Annotated in this window: 21 protein-coding genes and 1 tRNA gene; 11 read left to right on the forward strand and 11 right to left on the reverse strand. The window is 34.1% G+C overall.

Annotated elements, in window-relative coordinates; translation table 11 throughout:
* Nucleotides 1–3 precede the first annotated feature (3 nt).
* The 10 genes from WCQ00_01680 to WCQ00_01725 form a co-directional block, all read right to left on the reverse strand.
* A complete protein-coding gene (locus tag WCQ00_01680; protein MEI6042255.1) occupies nucleotides 4–798 on the reverse strand; it encodes a family 6 glucosyltransferase in 795 nt (264 codons plus the stop codon).
* On the reverse strand, nucleotides 795–1,577 hold the full coding sequence (locus tag WCQ00_01685) for a glycosyltransferase family 2 protein (GenBank protein MEI6042256.1): 783 nt from the start codon (nucleotides 1,575–1,577) through the stop codon (nucleotides 795–797). The genes WCQ00_01680 and WCQ00_01685 overlap by 4 nt, the downstream gene beginning before the upstream one ends.
* Nucleotides 1,574–2,473 carry an FkbM family methyltransferase gene (locus WCQ00_01690; protein MEI6042257.1) on the reverse strand — a complete coding sequence of 300 codons (900 nt, stop codon included), beginning with the start codon at nucleotides 2,471–2,473 and terminating at the stop codon, nucleotides 1,574–1,576. Before WCQ00_01690 ends, WCQ00_01685 begins: the two co-directional genes overlap by 4 nt.
* Before the next feature lie 2 nt (nucleotides 2,474–2,475).
* Nucleotides 2,476–3,396, reverse strand: a complete 921-nt coding sequence (locus WCQ00_01695; GenBank protein MEI6042258.1) for a hypothetical protein — start codon at nucleotides 3,394–3,396, stop codon at nucleotides 2,476–2,478.
* Nucleotides 3,383–4,150 carry an FkbM family methyltransferase gene (locus WCQ00_01700; protein ID MEI6042259.1) on the reverse strand — a complete coding sequence of 256 codons (768 nt, stop codon included), beginning with the start codon at nucleotides 4,148–4,150 and terminating at the stop codon, nucleotides 3,383–3,385. The genes WCQ00_01695 and WCQ00_01700 overlap by 14 nt, the downstream gene beginning before the upstream one ends.
* The gene (locus WCQ00_01705; GenBank protein MEI6042260.1) at nucleotides 4,147–5,124 is read right to left on the reverse strand and encodes an FkbM family methyltransferase; all 978 of its coding nucleotides are present in this window, start codon (nucleotides 5,122–5,124) and stop codon (nucleotides 4,147–4,149) included. The genes WCQ00_01700 and WCQ00_01705 overlap by 4 nt, the downstream gene beginning before the upstream one ends.
* Nucleotides 5,117–6,181: a glycosyltransferase gene (locus tag WCQ00_01710; GenBank protein MEI6042261.1), complete on the reverse strand. Its 1,065-nt coding sequence runs from the start codon at nucleotides 6,179–6,181 to the stop codon at nucleotides 5,117–5,119. The genes WCQ00_01705 and WCQ00_01710 overlap by 8 nt, the downstream gene beginning before the upstream one ends.
* Nucleotides 6,178–7,485 carry a flippase gene (locus WCQ00_01715; GenBank protein ID MEI6042262.1) on the reverse strand — a complete coding sequence of 436 codons (1,308 nt, stop codon included), beginning with the start codon at nucleotides 7,483–7,485 and terminating at the stop codon, nucleotides 6,178–6,180. The genes WCQ00_01710 and WCQ00_01715 overlap by 4 nt, the downstream gene beginning before the upstream one ends.
* 93 nt (nucleotides 7,486–7,578) lie before the next feature.
* Nucleotides 7,579–8,646, reverse strand: a complete 1,068-nt coding sequence (locus WCQ00_01720; protein ID MEI6042263.1) for a PfkB family carbohydrate kinase — start codon at nucleotides 8,644–8,646, stop codon at nucleotides 7,579–7,581.
* A 137-nt stretch (nucleotides 8,647–8,783) separates the two neighbouring features.
* Nucleotides 8,784–9,545 (reverse strand): hypothetical protein, encoded by a 762-nt coding sequence (locus WCQ00_01725; GenBank protein ID MEI6042264.1) that lies wholly within the window; start codon nucleotides 9,543–9,545, stop codon nucleotides 8,784–8,786.
* A gap of 107 nt (nucleotides 9,546–9,652) precedes the next feature.
* Here WCQ00_01725 and WCQ00_01730 point away from each other — a divergent pair, with 107 nt between their 5' ends.
* The 4 genes from WCQ00_01730 to WCQ00_01745 all read left to right on the forward strand — a co-directional run bounded on the left by WCQ00_01730 (nucleotide 9,653) and on the right by WCQ00_01745 (nucleotide 13,540).
* Nucleotides 9,653–10,573, forward strand: coding sequence for a class II fructose-bisphosphate aldolase (locus WCQ00_01730; protein MEI6042265.1), 921 nt, complete (start codon nucleotides 9,653–9,655; stop codon nucleotides 10,571–10,573).
* A 202-nt stretch (nucleotides 10,574–10,775) separates the two neighbouring features.
* A complete protein-coding gene (locus tag WCQ00_01735) occupies nucleotides 10,776–11,396 on the forward strand; it encodes a 50S ribosomal protein L25 (protein MEI6042266.1) in 621 nt (206 codons plus the stop codon).
* 128 nt (nucleotides 11,397–11,524) lie between these two features.
* Nucleotides 11,525–12,064 (forward strand): GAF domain-containing protein, encoded by a 540-nt coding sequence (locus tag WCQ00_01740; GenBank protein ID MEI6042267.1) that lies wholly within the window; start codon nucleotides 11,525–11,527, stop codon nucleotides 12,062–12,064.
* Between the two features lie 75 nt (nucleotides 12,065–12,139).
* Nucleotides 12,140–13,540 (forward strand): lytic murein transglycosylase, encoded by a 1,401-nt coding sequence (locus tag WCQ00_01745; GenBank protein MEI6042268.1) that lies wholly within the window; start codon nucleotides 12,140–12,142, stop codon nucleotides 13,538–13,540.
* A gap of 129 nt (nucleotides 13,541–13,669) precedes the next feature.
* On the opposite strand, the gene WCQ00_01750 is transcribed toward WCQ00_01745, so the two are convergent.
* Nucleotides 13,670–14,323: an NYN domain-containing protein gene (locus WCQ00_01750; GenBank protein MEI6042269.1), complete on the reverse strand. Its 654-nt coding sequence runs from the start codon at nucleotides 14,321–14,323 to the stop codon at nucleotides 13,670–13,672.
* A 151-nt stretch (nucleotides 14,324–14,474) separates the two neighbouring features.
* On the opposite strand from WCQ00_01750, the gene rpmE reads away from it, so the two are divergent.
* The 7 genes from rpmE to WCQ00_01785 all read left to right on the forward strand — a co-directional run bounded on the left by rpmE (nucleotide 14,475) and on the right by WCQ00_01785 (nucleotide 19,075).
* On the forward strand, nucleotides 14,475–14,735 hold the full coding sequence (gene rpmE / locus WCQ00_01755; GenBank protein MEI6042270.1) for a 50S ribosomal protein L31: 261 nt from the start codon (nucleotides 14,475–14,477) through the stop codon (nucleotides 14,733–14,735).
* A 127-nt stretch (nucleotides 14,736–14,862) separates the two neighbouring features.
* A complete protein-coding gene (locus WCQ00_01760; GenBank protein MEI6042271.1) occupies nucleotides 14,863–15,867 on the forward strand; it encodes a PCRF domain-containing protein in 1,005 nt (334 codons plus the stop codon).
* A gap of 95 nt (nucleotides 15,868–15,962) precedes the next feature.
* Nucleotides 15,963–17,054: a hypothetical protein gene (locus WCQ00_01765; protein MEI6042272.1), complete on the forward strand. Its 1,092-nt coding sequence runs from the start codon at nucleotides 15,963–15,965 to the stop codon at nucleotides 17,052–17,054.
* A gap of 39 nt (nucleotides 17,055–17,093) precedes the next feature.
* Nucleotides 17,094–17,876, forward strand: a complete 783-nt coding sequence (gene rpsB / locus WCQ00_01770) for a 30S ribosomal protein S2 (protein MEI6042273.1) — start codon at nucleotides 17,094–17,096, stop codon at nucleotides 17,874–17,876.
* Between the two features lie 64 nt (nucleotides 17,877–17,940).
* Complete coding sequence (gene tsf, locus WCQ00_01775; protein MEI6042274.1) at nucleotides 17,941–18,534, forward strand: elongation factor Ts; 594 nt, start codon at nucleotides 17,941–17,943, stop codon at nucleotides 18,532–18,534.
* Between the two features lie 51 nt (nucleotides 18,535–18,585).
* Nucleotides 18,586–18,912 (forward strand): hypothetical protein, encoded by a 327-nt coding sequence (locus tag WCQ00_01780; GenBank protein ID MEI6042275.1) that lies wholly within the window; start codon nucleotides 18,586–18,588, stop codon nucleotides 18,910–18,912.
* An 87-nt stretch (nucleotides 18,913–18,999) separates the two neighbouring features.
* Nucleotides 19,000–19,075: transfer RNA gene (locus WCQ00_01785), tRNA-Thr, on the forward strand.
* The last annotated feature ends 28 nt before the right edge of the window (nucleotides 19,076–19,103 follow it).

Consider the following 19,103-nt stretch of genomic DNA (forward strand, 5'->3'; position numbering starts at 1 on the left):
TTTCTATGTCCTATTCGATTTAATTACTTTTTTAATAAATGTCTTCAGAGAGTTTAATATAAGTTTTAATTCAGTTTTATTTCTAAATTTAGAATGTCCCCCTAGTGTTTTTTTATCTATTAACAATATTTTTGCTTCGAATGGTAAATTATTCTCACTGTAATATAGATAGGCCGGAGTTAGGATCTTCACAATATCTAAGTGATTATTAAGGTACCAGTTCCAGTGTGATTCATCGTGCCATTTTGCAATTATTTTGTTTTCTTTGTCCCTTTTTATATTAATATCTAGAATTTGTATTGTTTCAAGAAAAGGTTTTGCTAAGCCTCCATTTATTCCACCAGCAAAATAATATACACCCTGACTTTTATCTATATAAGCAGTAGATTTTGGGTTGCCTTCGTAAGTAAATTTACCTCTAGGTTTGTCGTAATAGCCTGGATGTAAGCATCCTACAAGTTTTTGGCCTTCAGCTGGAAGAATTTCTTCGGCGGATATTTTTTTGACAAAAATTAGGTTAGCGTTGAAAAAAAAGATGTAATCCATTTTCTCGAGCTCCTGATTGACCCTTAGGAATATACTATATCTCATGAGAGTATTATCGGGCCACCCAAGATTGTTCTGGTATATTCTATGAATATTCTTGTTTGTTTTTTCAAAATCTATCTCAGGCGAATCTGTAAAAACAAAATAGTGTTTTTCTGCCTCTGTTACAAAATTTTCCTCGCAACTCAAATAAAAGTCTTTCCAAAAGATTGTATATTTACCTGTACAGACGTGGAGAATTGCAATTTTCATTTCGATATAGTTAATTTTAGTCTATACATCGTAAGTCTAAAATATTTATATAGTCCAAGGGCGCGATAATTAAAAGACTTCGTACCTTCTAGTCCGTATAAAAATATATTCCAATAGAGCTTGATTAAATTTTTTAATGCAGTATGTGAAATTTGTTTAGAATGTATTCTATATAATGTTAGTGGTTCATTTATAAAAGTGAATTTGTAGTTCAGTGATTTAAGTTTTAACCATAGCTTATAGTCTTCAACGGCAAAACTTTCAGTATACTCATCGAATAAGTATTTTGATACAACTTCTTTTCCTAATAAAACGGAGGAATTTATTATATAATTATTATCAATTAATCCACATAGAGATTCCTGAAAGTGGAAATCATCAAATGTTCTTTGTGTATTATTACTATTGATTAGATATCTGCTTGTATAGACTAGGTCAGATTGAGTCTCTTTAATAATTTGAAGCTGACGTTCTATCTTATTTTTCTCCCACATATCATCAGCATCTATAAAAGCAATGTATTCACCAGTTGATTTTTTAATTCCAAGATTTCGAGCCGAGGCAGGCCCTCCGTTTTGTTTTTTGAAGTACTTAATCTGATTGTTTTTTATATAATCCTTAAGTATGAGTTCTGTATTATCAGTTGAACCATCGTCTATTATCAGTATCTCGATTTTGGTATAGCTTTGGTTTAAGACAGATTCAATAGATTCACAAATATAACTCTCGGTGTTGTAACTTGGTATTATCACAGATACTAGATTCTGAATGATTTTCATTTTTTGGATATGAAAACAAGGTTTGTGTAATCGTGTTCAAAATGTGCGTTCTCTTTGAAAAAATTTGTAATACCTTTACCATCAATCCTAAATACAGAATAGTTTATTTTTTCAAAAAAACTAAGTATTTCATCATTTCTGTTGCTCCATAAGGAATTCACCCAAAATTCTACACTTATAATAGGCGTACAGGCAATAAGAGTAGCTCTCATTCCTATAAGAGCATCTAGCTCCGCCCCCTCAACGTCTAGTTTAATGAAGTCAGGTCTAATTTTAGAGAACTTTAAATAATTATCTAAGACTATTCCATCAACTTGTATATTGATTTTCGACTTTGGTTTTTCCGTATCTTTCCAATCTACATTTGGCAAAAACGAATTGTAGGCACTAAAACCCTGTCCGTAATCTGTGAAATCTAATTTTTCATTTTTAGACCAAATAGCTTTTTGTTCGACAATGACGTTTTCCTTTTTTTCAGTATTTTCTTTAAGTATTTTGGTTGTACTTGGTGTAGGTTCAAAACAGTAAACTTTTCCGTTTCTACCGACTAGTTTTGATAATAATAATGAGTAATACCCATGATTTGCGCCAATATCTATAACAACCCATCCTTCTTGTACTGTCTGTATCATGTATCTTGTTAGATTCTCTTCTTCCCCCGGCACCATCCCCCAATGGAAAAGAGAGGCGTCTTCTGGAAGAACCATCTTCATCTTGTCACCCCAAAAAGTTTTCTCAGAAACAAAAAAAGGTTTATTTGCGAAAAGTAAATTGTAAAATTTAGAGATGAGGACTTTGTATATAACATAAAAAGGCCGAGATATAAACCTCTGTAGTATTGTTTTTCTAGAAAAATTTAGTACATTTGTAAAATTTTGTGATACTTCTTCTTTCATGTTTATTTATTTAAAAATTTAATAATATTCTCTATCGATTCTTTGTATGTGTATTTTTTTACAATTTCCTGCTGTTTCCTAATTATAGCAAAATAACTCTCTTTTGAAAGCTCTAGACTATTTTGTATCAATTCTGCTATTGTTTCTCCTTGAACATAGCTATCTCCCAGTATATCCATAAATTTTTTAACATTGGTTATTCCGAGTTGTCCATAAGATATGTTTTTAAACATTCGGCAGGGGAGATAATCTGTATCAACTTGATATTTGCCAGCAATAGCTGGCGCAATTCTGGAAACCCTCACTAAAAATCTATTAAATAAATCAGGAATAAATCTAACCTTGATAAAACTAATTTTGTTTGCCTTAAGTGTTCTTTTTAGCTCATCAATTTCTCTTAGGTTACCCTGGTCTAATTTATTATTCCATATGCTTCCGACCCAAAAAACAAATTTATTTTTATTAAATACAGGTTTCATAAATTCCTCAGCCAAGAGATCTGTACCCCACGGCTGGTACAAAGTCCTTGTTTTTGAGTCAAAATATCTTGCTGTATCTATTTTAATGTCTGATTCCTCAGCTCCTTTTGAATATACGGCCAAATTAATGAAGTTTTCTCTTTTAAGTTGTTTTGTAAATATCTCCTTAAGGTTATGAAGACAATAGAAAATATCTTCTCGTATAGGTAGGTTGTAATCTTCAATTTTAAACTTTTCAGGAACCATTCTGCCTACAGGGTCTGCTGTAATAATTAAATCTCCTGGCTGTATATATTTTTGACTTTCCTTTTCATCCTCGACCCAAATGGTTTCATAACTAAGTTTCTTTGCATTTTTGTAGAAGGCTTGATGTATATGACGATGGGTATGGTATTTCTTTCTCAACCCCCATATTACTATTCTTTTGATTTTATTTGTTTCCATTTTTTGCGTATATATAACCTAAGGATATTTTCGTTAAAAAACCAGCAGACGATAGAGTCTTTAGTATTTCCTCGTGTGAATGTTTGTTGATAGTATCGTGATACTCCATTGATATTTTATTTACGGTTTTTTTAATAAATTCGATATTTTTTTTATTAATTATTTCATACTCCGCGCCTTCACAGTCCAGTTTAAGAAAGTCTATCTTTTTAATATTTTTGCTTTTACAATATTCTTCTAAATCTATAACTGAAATAGTTATTTCTTTCATTTCACCGGCTCGTTTATATAGGCTGTGACAACCATTATGTATCTTAGACACATAGAAAGTACATTTAGAGTTACTATTGCCAACAGCAAGATTTTCTATAATAAGATTTTTAAAATTATTTAAGACTGAACTTTTCTTTATTTTATCCGACAAAAAGGGGACAGGTTCAAATGCATACACCTTACCTTTTTGTGCTTTGCTGGCTGCATAAATACTGAAAAATCCATTATTAGCACCTATGTCAAAAACCGTATCATTTTCCTGTATCTCAAACCCTTTCGGGTTGTAGTATTTTTCATGCCAGATTTCTGCGAACATTGATAGATCAGCTCTACCTATTTTATCTCCTACATATAGAATATTTCCATTTCTTAATATAATATTCTCCAGCTTTAAATCAAGTATTTTTGAAAAAATAACAGATGGCCAGTTTTTACACTCGGATATGATCGCTTTTAGTACATTGTAGTAATTTCTAATCATGATTTTTTTGCTCTTATTATGCCCCTTCGCAAATATGGCTCCTTTAGTATATCATCCCAAATAGATAACATATATCCTTTTGAGTATCCTGTTTCAAAACCATATTTAATTAGTTCATCGCGTAAGGTTATTTCATCATTATGTCTATGGTAAGAAGCTGTAATAAATTTCATAGGGCTTTTGCTTGATAGTATTTTTTTTGCACCATGGAGTAAATCAAGTTCAGCGCCTTCAACGTCAACTTTTATGAATGAGGGGTTTTCCTCAGCAAAGAAGTTGTCTAGAGTGGTGTGGCTATTACTTATATCATCTGACACATACTTACCAATAATTTGTACCTTATTCTTCCAAGGTTCAAATGTTGCTTTTAGCGCCTCTATGGATTCTGGGTCATATTCAAATAAATAGATTTTTTTTACCTTATCAACAACTCTCAAAGAAAACTCCCCCTCTGCGGCACCAATGTCTGCTAATATATCATCTTCTGACAGGTTAAAATCCTCTGTTAAATAAAGATGCGGAGATTCAGGGTCTTGTTCCATCAATAAGGCGGAAAAGACGCTTTTAATTTTTGCCTCATCGTAGCTCCTCTTAAAATATAATTTTTTTGCATCCAGATATACATATCTCAGTCCATTTTCCAGATCAGTTAATACCTCTACATTTAATTTTGAATATTTTTTAGTAAACTCATAGGGGAATAATGATGACTTATTGTGTTTCAGAAATTCTACCACTTTTTTGATATCACTATCAATCTGTGAACTAGACAGACCATTATAATATTTAAGCATGGTTCGCTTAAAGGTATAGCTACTAAAACTTGAGTTTACATAAAGAATTATATTTCGGATCTTCTTGTTAGTGATTAGTTTGGCAATTGGTTTAAGTTTTGTTTTTAGCTGAAAAATTATCTTGTAGATTTCTGTAGACAGAGAACCTGTTTTAGTTTTTTTACACATTATATTAGACATTTGAGATTAGTTTGATAAGCCCTTTCTCCACAGATTGAATGGAATAATTTTGCTCTATCATATCTATGTTTTTTTGTCGATACACCGCAACAACACTTGGATTCTTTATATAATATTCTATATTCAGGGCAATTTGTTTATAACCATTTACTTCATGAATTAGCGATGAGTTTTTGAATACATCCTTAAACGACATAATGTTAGGTAAACACAGTACGCACCCACACAGTGCAGCATCGTAAACCGCTACACACTGACCCTCATCAAAAGAGGAATTAATATAAATCAGATTTTTGTTTAGAGACATAACAAGCTCTTTGTTTGGTAAAAAACCCTGTAGTATAAAATCCTTCTTAAATTCAGAGGCTTCAATAAAATCAATAACTCTTGTATCAAAAATTTTTCCAATAATATTAATTTTTATTAAGGGATATTTTGATTTTATTAACTCAAAGGCTTTTAATACAGTCAAAATGTTTTTCTTTTCGGTTACATTTCCAAAGCAAACTAAATCCCTTCTCTCTACTCCTGTCTCTTCTAGTTTAAAAACATCTTGAGAAACAACCAGTGGTACTACAAATAATTTGATCCCTTTTGTTCCTTCCTTAAGTAAAAATTCTTTTTCAGTTTCATTGTTTAATCTAATTGCAGAATAAAAATTATATACAAAATTTTGAATAAGTTGTTTTATTCTCGTCTGCCTTTTTGGTTGAGTGTGCGCCATAAAGATAGTTTTTCTTGCAAGAAATGGTACAACAAAAGATTGCCATTCGTAGCTGTTGACGTAAAAAACGCCCCCCTGGAAAGAAAACTTCAATATTTGATACAAGAAGTTTAAAAAATTTTTATATTCCAGAACCTCTGTGAGTTTATCAAAATGAGGATCGTTTTCCATATCCAATCTACTGCCACCAACTATAGCATAGGTTTTAAAGCCCATATCCTTTGCGACCTTAATGGCATGAAGATGATAGTTCTCCTCAGGTGCAAAACTATACATGTGAGGTGAATAACCCCATATTATTGAAATGAATTTTTTAGTTTTTTCTTTTTTCATGATAATGGTTTAAAGATTGCTGAAACGAAAGCTTTGCGTTGGTCCTTCATTCCACGTAATGAAATAGTTATTAAAAAAGGTAGGGTATAGGCAATTATGTTTGCCATAGCAGCGCCCTTGATTCCCCAAATCGGAATAAGAATATAGTTCAACGAAAGGCTGATAATCATGCCTATTGTATTTAAAAATAATATGGTTTTAAATTTATTTTGAGCAAGCAGAAATTGCTGTAGGGCTGTTCCAATAAATACTCCGATAATTGACCATATGTAAATTCTTAGTATTAATATACTTGGAAAATAAGCGGGTCCGTATAATGTATTAATTATTAACGGAGAAGATATGTAAATAAAAATAGATATTGCAAAGGCAGAGTAAAATAATAAAGTATATAGTCTTTTACTTCTAGATAAAAATAGATCATGATTCGTTTTTTGAGCATTTAATATTGCTGGAAGAAGTGATGCGCAGACTACACTAGAGATGAAAAACCATACTTCAGAAAATCTAACGGCAATTACGTATAAACCAACTGATTCTGATCCCATAAGGACCTTTATAAACACTTGATCTATTCTTACATAGACTGAAGAGGCTATTGCGGCCAGAGTAAAAGGCCAAGAGTTTGTAATAAAGTAATAAACTAATTTTTTCTTTAGTACCCAAGAAAAAATAGACCCCACGTATTTTTTATAGAGATAGGTGTATCCTATAACACTCATTATATTGTCAAACACATATGATAGTAAAAGGAATATAATTGGTAGGCCTAGGAATACCATTATAAGTTTGATTATTGAGGAGATAAAGCTAATACACATACCTAGTATGGATACAGGTTTATTGTTCGCGTGTGATTGAAAATAATAGTCTATGACATTAAAGGATTGAAATATAGCAAATGTCGAATATGCTAATACTAAAAGCGTTGTTGATTGGTTGTGGGCAAAAAATAAAGCTGAGACTGTTGACGCAATTATTATAAAGAAACTATTTATAAATTTTATAAATATGGCTGAACCTAATATTTTATTAGTATTTTCTGGCTCGTGATTTAGTTTTTTGATAACCAAAGAATCAATGGCAAATAAAGTAATGCCAGCAATACTTACAAAACTTATAATAAAATTCAACGTACCATATTGTTCTGGACCTAGCTGTCTAGCAATATAAATACTTACGAATAACGATATAACCAAAGAGAATATCCTGCCAAAAAACATCCACCCTGTATTCTTCAAATACTTCTGAAAACCCGCATGCTGCCATTTTTCTTTTATGTAAGATAGGGGAATCGTAGGCATGATAGTGTTTGATATTGTATCACAGGGGTATATTTAAAATGATATTGAATTTTGTTGAATACGTGTTGATTTACTTCGAAATCTCATAATTAACTACATTTTCACCAACCCCCAGCCTTTGGGTGCCTGATCTAAATAAACCTTAATCTGAGCCTCATTTAATAGACCTTTGTGGGAGCCTACATATTTACACACACTCATTGAATTAATGGAAGCCCATTTAAGACAATCTTCCAATGCCATCCCTCTCATGTGACAAGCTGAAAAGGTTGCAGAAAAGGCATCTCCAGCGCCGGTTCTTTCTAATGGGGGATTAATATCGTTAAAAATTGGCATTCTGTAAAGGTCCTGTTCCTGTAAAACATACGCCCCATTTGGTCCGTCTGTGATTATTGGAAGACTAACACCAAGCGCTTGTATTCCAAGTAATAACCTTTTGATATTTTGTGAACGTTCTTTCGTATCTAAGCTCGTCTTGATGATTTCTAATTCTAATAACTTTTCAGCTTCCTCAATATTACAGAAGAACAAATCTGTTCTTGCATAAATTTGCCTTAATGCAGCGCGACCCATCTTTAATTGAAATGTTCCAGGCTGAAAAATTAATTTTACATCCGTGTACTTTTCTAAATAGTTTATAAGTTCATTATGTACACCAACAGAGTGATCGCTTATTGAACTTAAATATATCCACTTGGTATTAATAATCTCAGGTAGTTTGTAGTCACAATCTTCATGTTTGGTTAAAATTGTTCTATCTGCCTTGTACCACAGAATGTAGTGATAATTTGTTTTACTTTCTTTGTTTACTGTTACGAATGATGTTTCAACATGCTCCTTATTTAATTTTTCGATTGCTTTCTGCCCATTAAGATCACCTCCAACTGTAGTTATTATCGCGGTACTTAGACCTAGTCTTGCTGAAGCTACTGCTGCATTTCCGCTATTTCCAACGGCAAAAATCTCTTCAGAGTATTTATAAGGAATCTTTTCTCCAAATGCTAGTCCTAATTCTCTGTGGCCGGTAATTGGATTAATCGACTCTCTAACCTGATTTCCAACTTGCTCCTGATTAATTTCTATAAAAGCATCAACAGCGACATCGCCAATAGTTACGATGTCATATTTGTTATTAAAGATCTTTTTGAATAAGGAAGCCATATTTATGGAAATATTATAACATATTTTTTATTTAATATTGCTGTTGACATGCGGCTTGATGTTGATAGAATATACATGATCAGTAGAGATCATTAATCTATCGCTTAAGGGCTCCCAAAAGGAGTCCTTTTGGCTTTCTAGAGTCTGTTGATTATATCCTTTATTTCCTTGCTAATTTCTTTTGGCCAGCAGATAAATTCTCTTATTTTTCTTATATCAAATATGGTGACTGTGGTCTGGTTCAATTCGAATGAAATGCATCCGGACATAGCAAAAATATATACTTTTCCTCCACCTTTTTCTATTTGTATTATAAGGTCTGCGAAATCACTATCCGTACTCCACAAGATGTAGTTTTTTGTGATTCCATTTTCGAAATCCCTTTGCATATCTCTGCTTATTTCAACATCAAAATTGCATTTTCTCTCCTCAATGTAAAGAACACCTTCTCTGTTGAGTTTTGTAAGTCTTCCGTTTAGGTGCTCAATAGACGCACTGTCCATTATGGAAATAAAATTTTTTTTGATAAAGTTACTTAAAATAACTGTAGAATTTGTAGATGTATTGGAGGTATCTATTGAAATTCTAATTAATTTCACAGCCTTTGTAGAGAGGGTATACCCTGAACTTCTAAGTTCGCTAATTTGTTTTATAGACTCTTTGCTACTCTCCGATGTTCCAGTGTATATATTAACAGCTCTAATTGAGTCAAAGGAATCTAAAAATTGTTTAAGTCTTACAAAATGGATATGAAATCCGAGTTTGTTTTGCCAGTGAATGACATTTTGCCAATCGATATAGATATTTGTTGAAGTGCTAAAAATTCTATTTAATTCGATTATTAGCTCGGGGAAAAGTTTTGCCAGCATTCTTATTCTATCGGTTTTGGGATTAAACATCTTTATTTTATACAGGATCAAATGAAAGAAATTATGAAGATTTATAAGTCCTCATGTGGATAACTTTTTGAATAACTTTATTAATTTGAATATGTTATTATGTCAGTATGAAATTAAGCGAAGCAATAAATAAGGCAGAAAAAGAAGGAAAGGCTATTGGCCATTTTAATATATCTAATTTGGAGGCATTTAATGCGATTGTTAAAACTGCAAAGAAACTAAATGTTCCAGTGATTATTGGAGTATCGGAAGGCGAGCGCGATTTTTTTGGAATTCAAAATGCTGTGGCGCTAGTTGATGCTGTAAAACGGTCATCTGTATCTAATGGTGGAGGTTTTGAGATATTCTTAAATGCTGACCATACTTATTCATACGAAAGATCAGTTGAGGCAATTGAAGCTGGATTTGATGCTGTGATTATTGACTATGCCTCAAAGGATAATGAGGAAAGTATTGCTGTTACAAAAAAGGTTGTGGAGTACGCAAAAGATTATTCTCTGAAAACTGGCCGGGAAGTGCTTGTTGAGGGGGAATTAGGATACATTGGTCAATCATCAAAGGTCTGGGACAAACTTCCGGAAGGCGTGAATATTGCACCTGAATCTTTAACACAACCTGAAGAAGCCAAAAATTTCGTTGAAGCAACTGGTGTTAATCTATTAGCTCCTGCCGTTGGAAATGTTCATGGTGTTATTAAAGGTGGAAACCCAGCTCTTAACATTGAGAGGATTAGAGAGATAAAAGAGGTCTGCACTTTGATTGGAGAAAATGGAATGGAAGGAAAGAGTATTCCGCTAGTATTACATGGTGCATCTGGAATAACGGATGAAGAATTACATCAGGCAGTTCTTGCTGGTATTAGTATCGTTCACTATAATACAGAGCTACGTGTTGCTTACAAAGAAGCTCTTGTAAAATCCATAGCCGAACTTAAAGATGAAGTTGCTCCATATAAATATCTAAAATCTGCAGAAGATGCTGTTGCTGAAGTTGTAGAGAAAAAATTGAGAATAATGAATGGTCTTTAGTTTTGCCAAAAACGGCCTGTTTCTAATAATAGTTGATAATAGTCGGGCCTCCGCAGGCAGCAAAATACGAAAGCTTTTCAAATACCTTAAGAACTGCAGTGAGTAGAGCAAATTTCAGCATAAATTTGTGTGTATTTGAAAAGCTTGTGTGTTCTGTCTGCATGGTTGCAAATTCGTAAAAAGTATATATAATAACCCCACTATGTTAAAGCTTATAACTGAAAAGCGTGAAGGCGGTAAAACAGTAAGTGATGCTAAAATCGCTGCTGTATTTTATGGTCCTAAGGCAGAATCAACACCAATCTGGGTTAATGAGGTTGAATTATTAAAGGTTTGGAAAGCAGCTGGAGAATCAACAGTTGTTACTCTTTCATATGAAGGAGTAGATCATGACACTCTTATACATGATGTAGACAGAGAGCCAGTTAGAGGTAAAATCAGACATGTAGACTTTTATGTACTAGAAAAAGGAAAGAAAGTTGAGATTGCTATTCCTCTTGAATTCGTTGGAGTATCTGAGGCTGTAAAGACTCTAGGAGGAAACCTTGTTAAGGTTCTTCATGAAATTGAAATTGAGGCAATGCCAAAGGATCTTCCTCATGATATTGAAGTAGATATTTCATCACTTGTTGACTTTGATTCACAAATTCATGCTGGAGACATTAAGCTTCCAGCTGGAGTTACTCTTATAACAGATGCTGATGAGGTTATCGCACTTGTTGCAGAAGCAAAGGAAGAAGTAGAAGAGACTGCAACTGAAATTGACATGGATGCAATTGAAGTTACAGACAAGAAAGGAAAGAAGGAAGAGGACGCTGAATAATCTACTATAGATCCTGATACATAAAGATAACCCGCCTAATGGCGGGTTTTTCTTATATCTAGTCAGAGGTGTATACCGACCTGACTAATGACTATACTTTTTAAAAACAAAAGTGATATAATATTGGTATGACAACAAATAATTCAATGAATAATTCAATGGATGCGTTTTCTACAAATCTTCCCCCAGATGAGGATGGGCGTTTAAAAAGAGTTATGGAAATGGGGATTCTTGATAACTTAGCGCCGGAAGCTCGTTTTGATATTTTTACTAAAAAAGCTACGGATGATTTACATGTACCAATTTCTACATTGACAATTTTGGATAAGAAAAAAGAATATTATAAGTCATGTCAAGGACTAGAAGGCAGAGAGGGGGATAGGGCAATTTCTTTCTGCGGGCAAGCACTTCTTTCAAAAAATTTATTTATAATTCCAGATTGTTTGGAAGATAAACGTTTTGCTGAAAATCCAATGGTTACAGGAAGTCCATTTATTAGATTCTACGCTGGTACTGCAATTTATGATTATGAAACCGGCTATCCAATAGCTGTTTTTTGTATTAAGGATACTAAACCAAGAAATCTAACAGCAGAAGAAATTGCAGATTTTCTATCGATAGCTGATAGTGTAGAAAAAGAGATCAATAAAGATAAAAGTAATAATTAGGACAACAATTTGTTTGGAGTTTGCTATTTGTATTTGTTTGGAGTTTTTGCATAAAGTGGTTATAATGGAATACATATGTCATTTGCTAAGGTGTTTGGAAAGGTCGGTAATAAAGTAGGTTTTTGCAACAAAATGGTTGCCATATTATGTGGAGCCATTTTTTTGTTTTGTTTAGTTTTTTTTATTCCACAAATATCTTTTTCTCAAGTCGATTGTACAACTCCGGAGCAAAAAGCAGCCTGTCAGGCTGAGCTTACTAATATTGATAAAGAGATTAAAGATCAGCAAGCTATTTTAGATTCTAAACAGCAAGAAGGAACATCTATTTCTCGTGATATCGCTATTCTTGATGCTAAAATTAAAACAGCCCAACTCCAAATTAGAAAACACGAAATTTCTATAAATAATTTAGGAAAAGATATTGTTGTAAAGACAAATACAATAACAGCGCTGGGTGAGAAAATTAATAAAGGTCAGGAGTCTATGGCTCAGGTCATTCAAAGAACTAGAGAGTTGGATGATTTGTCTGTAGCAGAATCTTTTTTAAGTAGCAAAAATATTTCAGAATTTTTTATAGACTTCGATAATTTTACAGCAATTAAACAGTCTTTAAGTTTGCATTTAAATAGCGTGAAGGATGCAAAGAAAAGCAATGAGGTTGTAAAAGGTCAATTAGGCGAGAAGCGCAATTTGGAAATTGATGCAAAATTTAATGTTCAACAAGAACAATCGAAGGTAAAGAAATTAGAGGCTGATAAGCAGAAACTACTTAGCTTAAACAAGAACGAACAGCAAAATTACAAAACTGTAATTAGTAATAAAACTAAGCGTGCTACAGAAATTAGGAACGCTCTTTTTGCCTTGAGAGATACACCATCCATTAAATTTGGAGATGCTGTTGTTTATGCAAAGGAGGCTATGTCAAAAACTGGAGTTAGGGCGGCATTTGTCCTAGCAATTATTCAGCAGGAAAGCAATATGGGCTCAAATGTTGGTACTTGTTATTTGAGCGATTCCTCAACAGGAGCTGGAGTCAAAAAAACATCAGGAACTCCAGTTTCTAATCTTATGAAGTTGTCACGTGACGTCCCTCCGTTCTTACAGATCATGAAGGAAACAGGAAGAGACCCATATAAAACTCTTGTATCGTGTCCAATCGGCAATAGTGGTTATGGTGGAGCAATGGGGCCGTCACAATTTATTCCATCAACATGGATGATTAATAGAAATAGAGTTGCATCAAATGTAGGAAAAACATACGTTGACCCTTGGAATCCAGAGGATGCTTTAATGGCAACTGCTGTATATTTATCAGATTTAGGAGCTGGGGCAGGAGGTTATACAGCAGAAAGGAACGCTGCATGTAGGTATTATTCTGGTAAAATATGTAATTCAAGTAATCAATTCTATGGTAATCAGGTTATGGGGCGTGTTACTACAATGCAGGGTAATATTGATATTCTGGGGGCTAACTAGTAGAGAATAAGTAGTTGAAATTGAATATGTAAAGATAATAATTTCCCAAATAATTTTTGCTTGACGTGAAACTACTTTTTGTTATAATAGACACACCAGACATATAAAGGCATCCTTCGCGGGTGCTTTTTACTTTGTTGTATTTTCATTCTTGTCGTCATCATTGAATTCAATGTGGGTACGTAGAAACTCGAAATCTAAAAATTTATCACCTGCAAACTTTTTTATTTCTCTAGCTGTCCTTTTAGATCTTGCTAATATAAGGACTTCCTTGTTGTTGTCGCGTAGGTATTTAAGAACTGGAAGAAAATCGCCGTCTCCTGATAAAATCAAAACTCTGTCAAAATAATTCATGTAACGCATGAGACAAAAAGTCATATCTACATCACAGTTTGCCTTTCTTTGGTCTGTTCCATTATCGCCTTTGTATGTTTTGACAGGTTTTAAAACTAGATTATAGCCGAATCCTTCTATTTTTATATAAAATCGTATTCTTTTAAGGTGGCTACTAATAAGTAAAAGTTTTTCTTTTGTCATATTTACTGAATCCATATCTATAAAATTAACTAGGTAATTGGCCACATCCTTAATAGGGACAGTTTTATGTTCGTTATAGTCAAAGGGAAAGTCATGTATTTCAACACCCCCAAAATAATAGATTTTAGAAGCTTGATAGCGAGTTTTGAAGTAGAGTGTCAGTTTTTCATGGTCAATACTCCAGCCAAGAGACTTTTTTCCACCGTAAAATAAATTTGAGGCATCGATAAAGACATAAGTATACATACTGCAATCATACCTAATGGACATGAGTTTTCTATAAAGAAATTCTAAAGAAACCTGTTTCAGGCTATGGTCCTGGCAGACAGACTGAGGGTAGACCTAAGGCAGACCACGTGACTTGCCTTATTTTGCCTTTTAGGGTAATATTGCCGTTATGAAAGCCGATATACACCCTAAATACACAGCCGATGCTAAATTCACATGTTCATGTGGAAACGTTTTTACTATTGGATCAACAAAAGAGAACGTTAGTATAGAAATCTGTTCACAATGCCACCCATTTTATACAGGTAATGAAAAGGTTCTTGACGCTGCCGGACGTGTTGAGAAGTTTAAGGCAAGACAAGCTAGTGCTACAGCAGCTGCCGCAGCAAAGAAGGCTGCTCCTGCAAAAGAAAAGACTTCAAATAAATAGCGTAGACAACAAGAAAGTCGCTCAATTTATTGGCGGCTTTTTTGTTTGCCTGATAAGGCGATTTTTAAGCGTAAAAATCGTGCCAAAATCAGCAGATTTTGGCAATATATACTATAATTAAACAAACATGGAAAATATAGATGAATTAAAACAAAACAATAAGACAAGTTTTCTCGCATATGAATACGAGCGTCTTATGGTGCAAAAAAAAGAAATAGAGGAGATGTCTACTGATCCAGAAATGATGGAAATGGCAAAAGAAGAAATGGCTACACTTAATGAGCAAATCAAAGGAATAGAAGATAGAGTGGCTGAAATATTGAAAGCTGATGAGGAAGAAGAAGATTTTCCTTCTGAAATTATTATTGAAATTAGACCAGGTGCAGGAGGGGAGGAGGCTTCACTTTTTGCTGAGCAATTAGCACTTATGTATGAAAGATATGCTGATGCGCAAGGCTGGATTTGGAAAGAGGTTGATATAAGTAAAAGTGAATCAGGTGGATATAAGTTTGCAAGTATAGAATTTAAAGGTAAGGAAATTTACAAATTTTTACGATGGGAAGTTGGAGTACATAGAGTTCAGCGTGTTCCTGCTACAGAAAAATCTGGAAGAATTCATACATCCACTGTGACTGTTGCAGTTTTGCCAATTCGCAAAAAAGTTAAATTTGAAATTAATCCATCAGATCTTGATATGGAATTTTCACGTTCAGGTGGGGCTGGTGGACAGAATGTTAACAAGGTTGAAACTGCTGTTAGACTAATTCACAGACCTACAGGAATTGATGTTAGATGTACTGGAGAAAGAAGTCAGCTTAAGAACCGTGAAATGGCAATGCAAATTTTGACATCAAAGCTTGCATTATTAAAGGAAGAGGAAGATGCAAAGAAATTCTCAAAAGAAAGAAAGGATCAGGTGGGAACAGGGGATAGATCTGAGAAGATAAGAACATACAATGTTCTTCAAGATAGAGTTACAGATCACCGTATTAAGCAGTCATGGCATAATATTGAGTCCATATTCCTGGGTAATATTGGCCCAATTCTAAACGCCCTGCAGGACTTCTCTGCAAATGGAGGCTCTACCGGAACAGATTCCGGCTCTGATGGAGCGGATAATGATTCCGAGTAATTGAAGGACTGTGATTGTGTCGCCTACTTAACAATCAACCTCATAAAATGATCCTCTCATTGAGTGACCTCAATGTCTATGATAATATTACAAATATGGAAAACAAACCTTCTCCTGACGCTAATCAAGATACTAAAAAAGTCGAAAGCTATGTTCTTGAAGGAGAAGAGGCTATTTCTGTTGCTCGTAAAATCAATGCGCTTTCAATTGAAGAGTTGAAGGGCAAATTTTCAGCCAGCCAATTACGAGAAATGGTTGAGAATTTTCCATCTAGTTTTGGAGACGAAGTAGTGCCTCAGGAAGTCTTAGATGCCGAGGCACATATTTATTCAACCTATGAACCAAGTGAAACTTTACAGAAAAAACATAAAGGTGCTAATGTGTCCGCAATCGATTCCTATAATCCAAAAGAGCTATTTGTTTTGAGAGAAGAATGGAAGTCTAAGATGGACTCTGATCAGCAGGTATCTTTTTTGGAGGGATACGTTAAGAAACTAGCTAAAGAATATGGTCTGAATCAAGAAATATCAATTGTTCTGTATGACGAAGTTTTTAGTGGAGAATCAGCTATGTGGATGCCCACTTATGAACCTGATAAAATCGGCGTGTTAATATTATATAAATCGGTTCTTAAGAATGTAGATCTTCCAACAGCAATGAGTCTTGTCTCCCACGAGATTTCTCATGGCTTTCAAGAGTTCCTAACTAAAACAGTTGTTGAAAAAATGCCTGAGGACTTAGCCGATGACAAAGAGTGGTTTAAGGTTACCGCTGACCGGTTTCGACATCGGTCAAATTATACAGAAGCTTATAAGGCCTCTCAACTTAGATATAAGGCTTTGCCACCTGAAAAAGATGCTTGGGCGATGCAATCTGCTGCTTACGAGGAGCTTAATAGAGTTTCAGAGCAATATGCCAATCAGGTTTTGATGTCAGAGGGTCTAGGTTCTTATTCTGATATAAAAAAGGAAACTACAGTATCTAGGTGGATTACAAGAAATTTAAAGGAAGAAACTACTCCAGAGGATTTGATTAAAGAAGCAGAGAAATTGACTCATGTTCCAGAAATTGCTGCTAAAATTGTTGAAACTGTGTCAGGGAAAGATAAAGAAGCTATAGTTGAGGCTGTCAGAGATATCGATGAAAGGCGAAAAAAGGCTGATTTACTGCTAGGCCTAGCTATCTAGTTGCCAATAAAAAGCCTTTGTGATAGACTCTTTTCACATATGTCATCAAATCCAGAGAAAAAAAGCCCCATTATAGACGCCATGTTTAAGGTTGGCGCTCATTATGGTTTTACAAAAACAAGACGTCATCCAAGCGTTAAGCCCTTTATTTTTGGAGTTAAGAATCGTGTAGAAATATTCGACCTTGAAAAAACAGAACTTCAATTAGAGAAGGCGCTAGAGTTTGTTACAAAAATTGCAAATACTGGCAAGCAAATTGTTTTTGTTGGAGGTAAAAGTGAAGCTAAAGAAATCATAAAGAAGGTTGCGGATAGTGCAAACCTTCCTTACGTTGCTAGTAGATGGGTTGGAGGTACTCTTACAAACTTTGATTCAATTAAGAAAAGAGTTGAGAAGCTTCTTGATCTTACTCACAAGAGAGAGAAGGGTGAGCTTTCAAAGTACACAAAGCGTGAGAGACTTACAATTGATAGACAAATTGATAGACTAAATTTCCTATACTCAGGTATCGTTTCTATGAATGTTCTTCCTGCAGCATTATTTGTTGTAGACTCAAAGAAGGAACATATTGCTGTTGCAGAGGCTCGTGAGAAAAAGATTCCAGTTATTGCTTTAACTGGTTCTGACTGTGATCTTTCTGTAATAAATTATCCAATCCCTGCAAATGATTCATCAGTTGCAAGTATTGAATTCTTTGCAAGAAAAATCGCTGAAGCTTACACAGAAGGTAAAAAAGCTATGGTAGCACCAGTTGCTGCTCCAGCTCCTATGCCAACATTTGCTTCAACATCACATTCTCCATCTCACACATCAGCAAGATAGTTGTTAAACAGTCACTGTGGTTAACTCGTTGGCTTATTATAAGTAATTTGATAAAATACTAATTATGTCTACACAAATTTCATTGGAACAAATAAAAGCTTTAAGAGATAAAACAGGAATCTCTATTATGCAATGTCGTAAGGCTCTAGAAGATGCAGGTGGTGATGAAGAGAAGGCTCTTATTCTACTTAGAAAGAAGGGTGCTGAAATATCGGCAAAAAAAGGAGATAGAGAAATGGCAGCTGGTATTGTGTCCTCATACATACACTCAAACGGGCTTATTGGTTCAATGGTAGAATTAGGCTGTGAGACTGATTTTGTTGCTAAGAACGAAGAATTTTTACAATTAGCGCATGATATTGCTATGCAAATCTCTGCTACAAACCCAGAGTTTAGAACTATGGATGAGATCGCAGAATCTGATAAAACCAAGGCAAGGGAAATCTTTGCTGAAGAAGTTGTTGGAAAGCCAGAAGAACTTAAGGAGAAGATTCTACAAGGTAAGTTAGATTCTTATTTCAAGGAAAGAGTTCTTCTAGACCAACCATTTATCAAAAATCAAGATTTGACAATCAGAGAGTTGATTGATGGGTATGTTCAAAAATTTGGAGAGAGAATAGAGGTTTCAAAGTTCTCTCGTTTTGCTGTTGGTAGATAGGTAAACACTATGTTTATATTATATACAATTTGTGCTCTTTCTTTTTTAATCATGGCAACCATGGTTGTTTCAAAGGATCTTGAGCTTTCAGGAAAGAAGTGTCTAGTTAAATTCAGTAAACCTGAATGGGATTGGCATGTTTTGAGAAAATATCACCTTGTTAGACATAATGTTGTTCATATAAAAAGAGAGTCACTAGCCAACTTCTTTCACAGAATGGCAAAGGTCCTAGAGTTATTGTTTATTAAACTTGCTGATATGTTAGAGAAGAAGTTTTCTAAGTTGGGAGATGTTATAAAAGGGAAGTCTGTTGTTAGAAGAAGGAGTTCTGCGTCGTTGTTTCTAAACAAAATAGAGGAGCACAAGAACAATTTATAAAATTTGTATTTGGTGAGACGATATGCTATATTATTTGTACTGGATTTATAGAGTACTGCAATTGCATAGCTATGAATATAAGTAATTGCCGCTTTAGCTCAGTTGGTAGAGCAACTGTTTTGTAAACAGTAGGTCCCCGGTTCGAATCTGGGAAGCGGCTCCAAAACAAAAAAACACATACATTAATGTAT

The sequence above is a fragment of the bacterium genome (assembly GCA_037127815.1).
In the GTDB taxonomy this organism is placed as follows: domain Bacteria; phylum Patescibacteriota; class Minisyncoccia; order Phycocordibacterales; family CAIZLB01; genus CAIJKW01.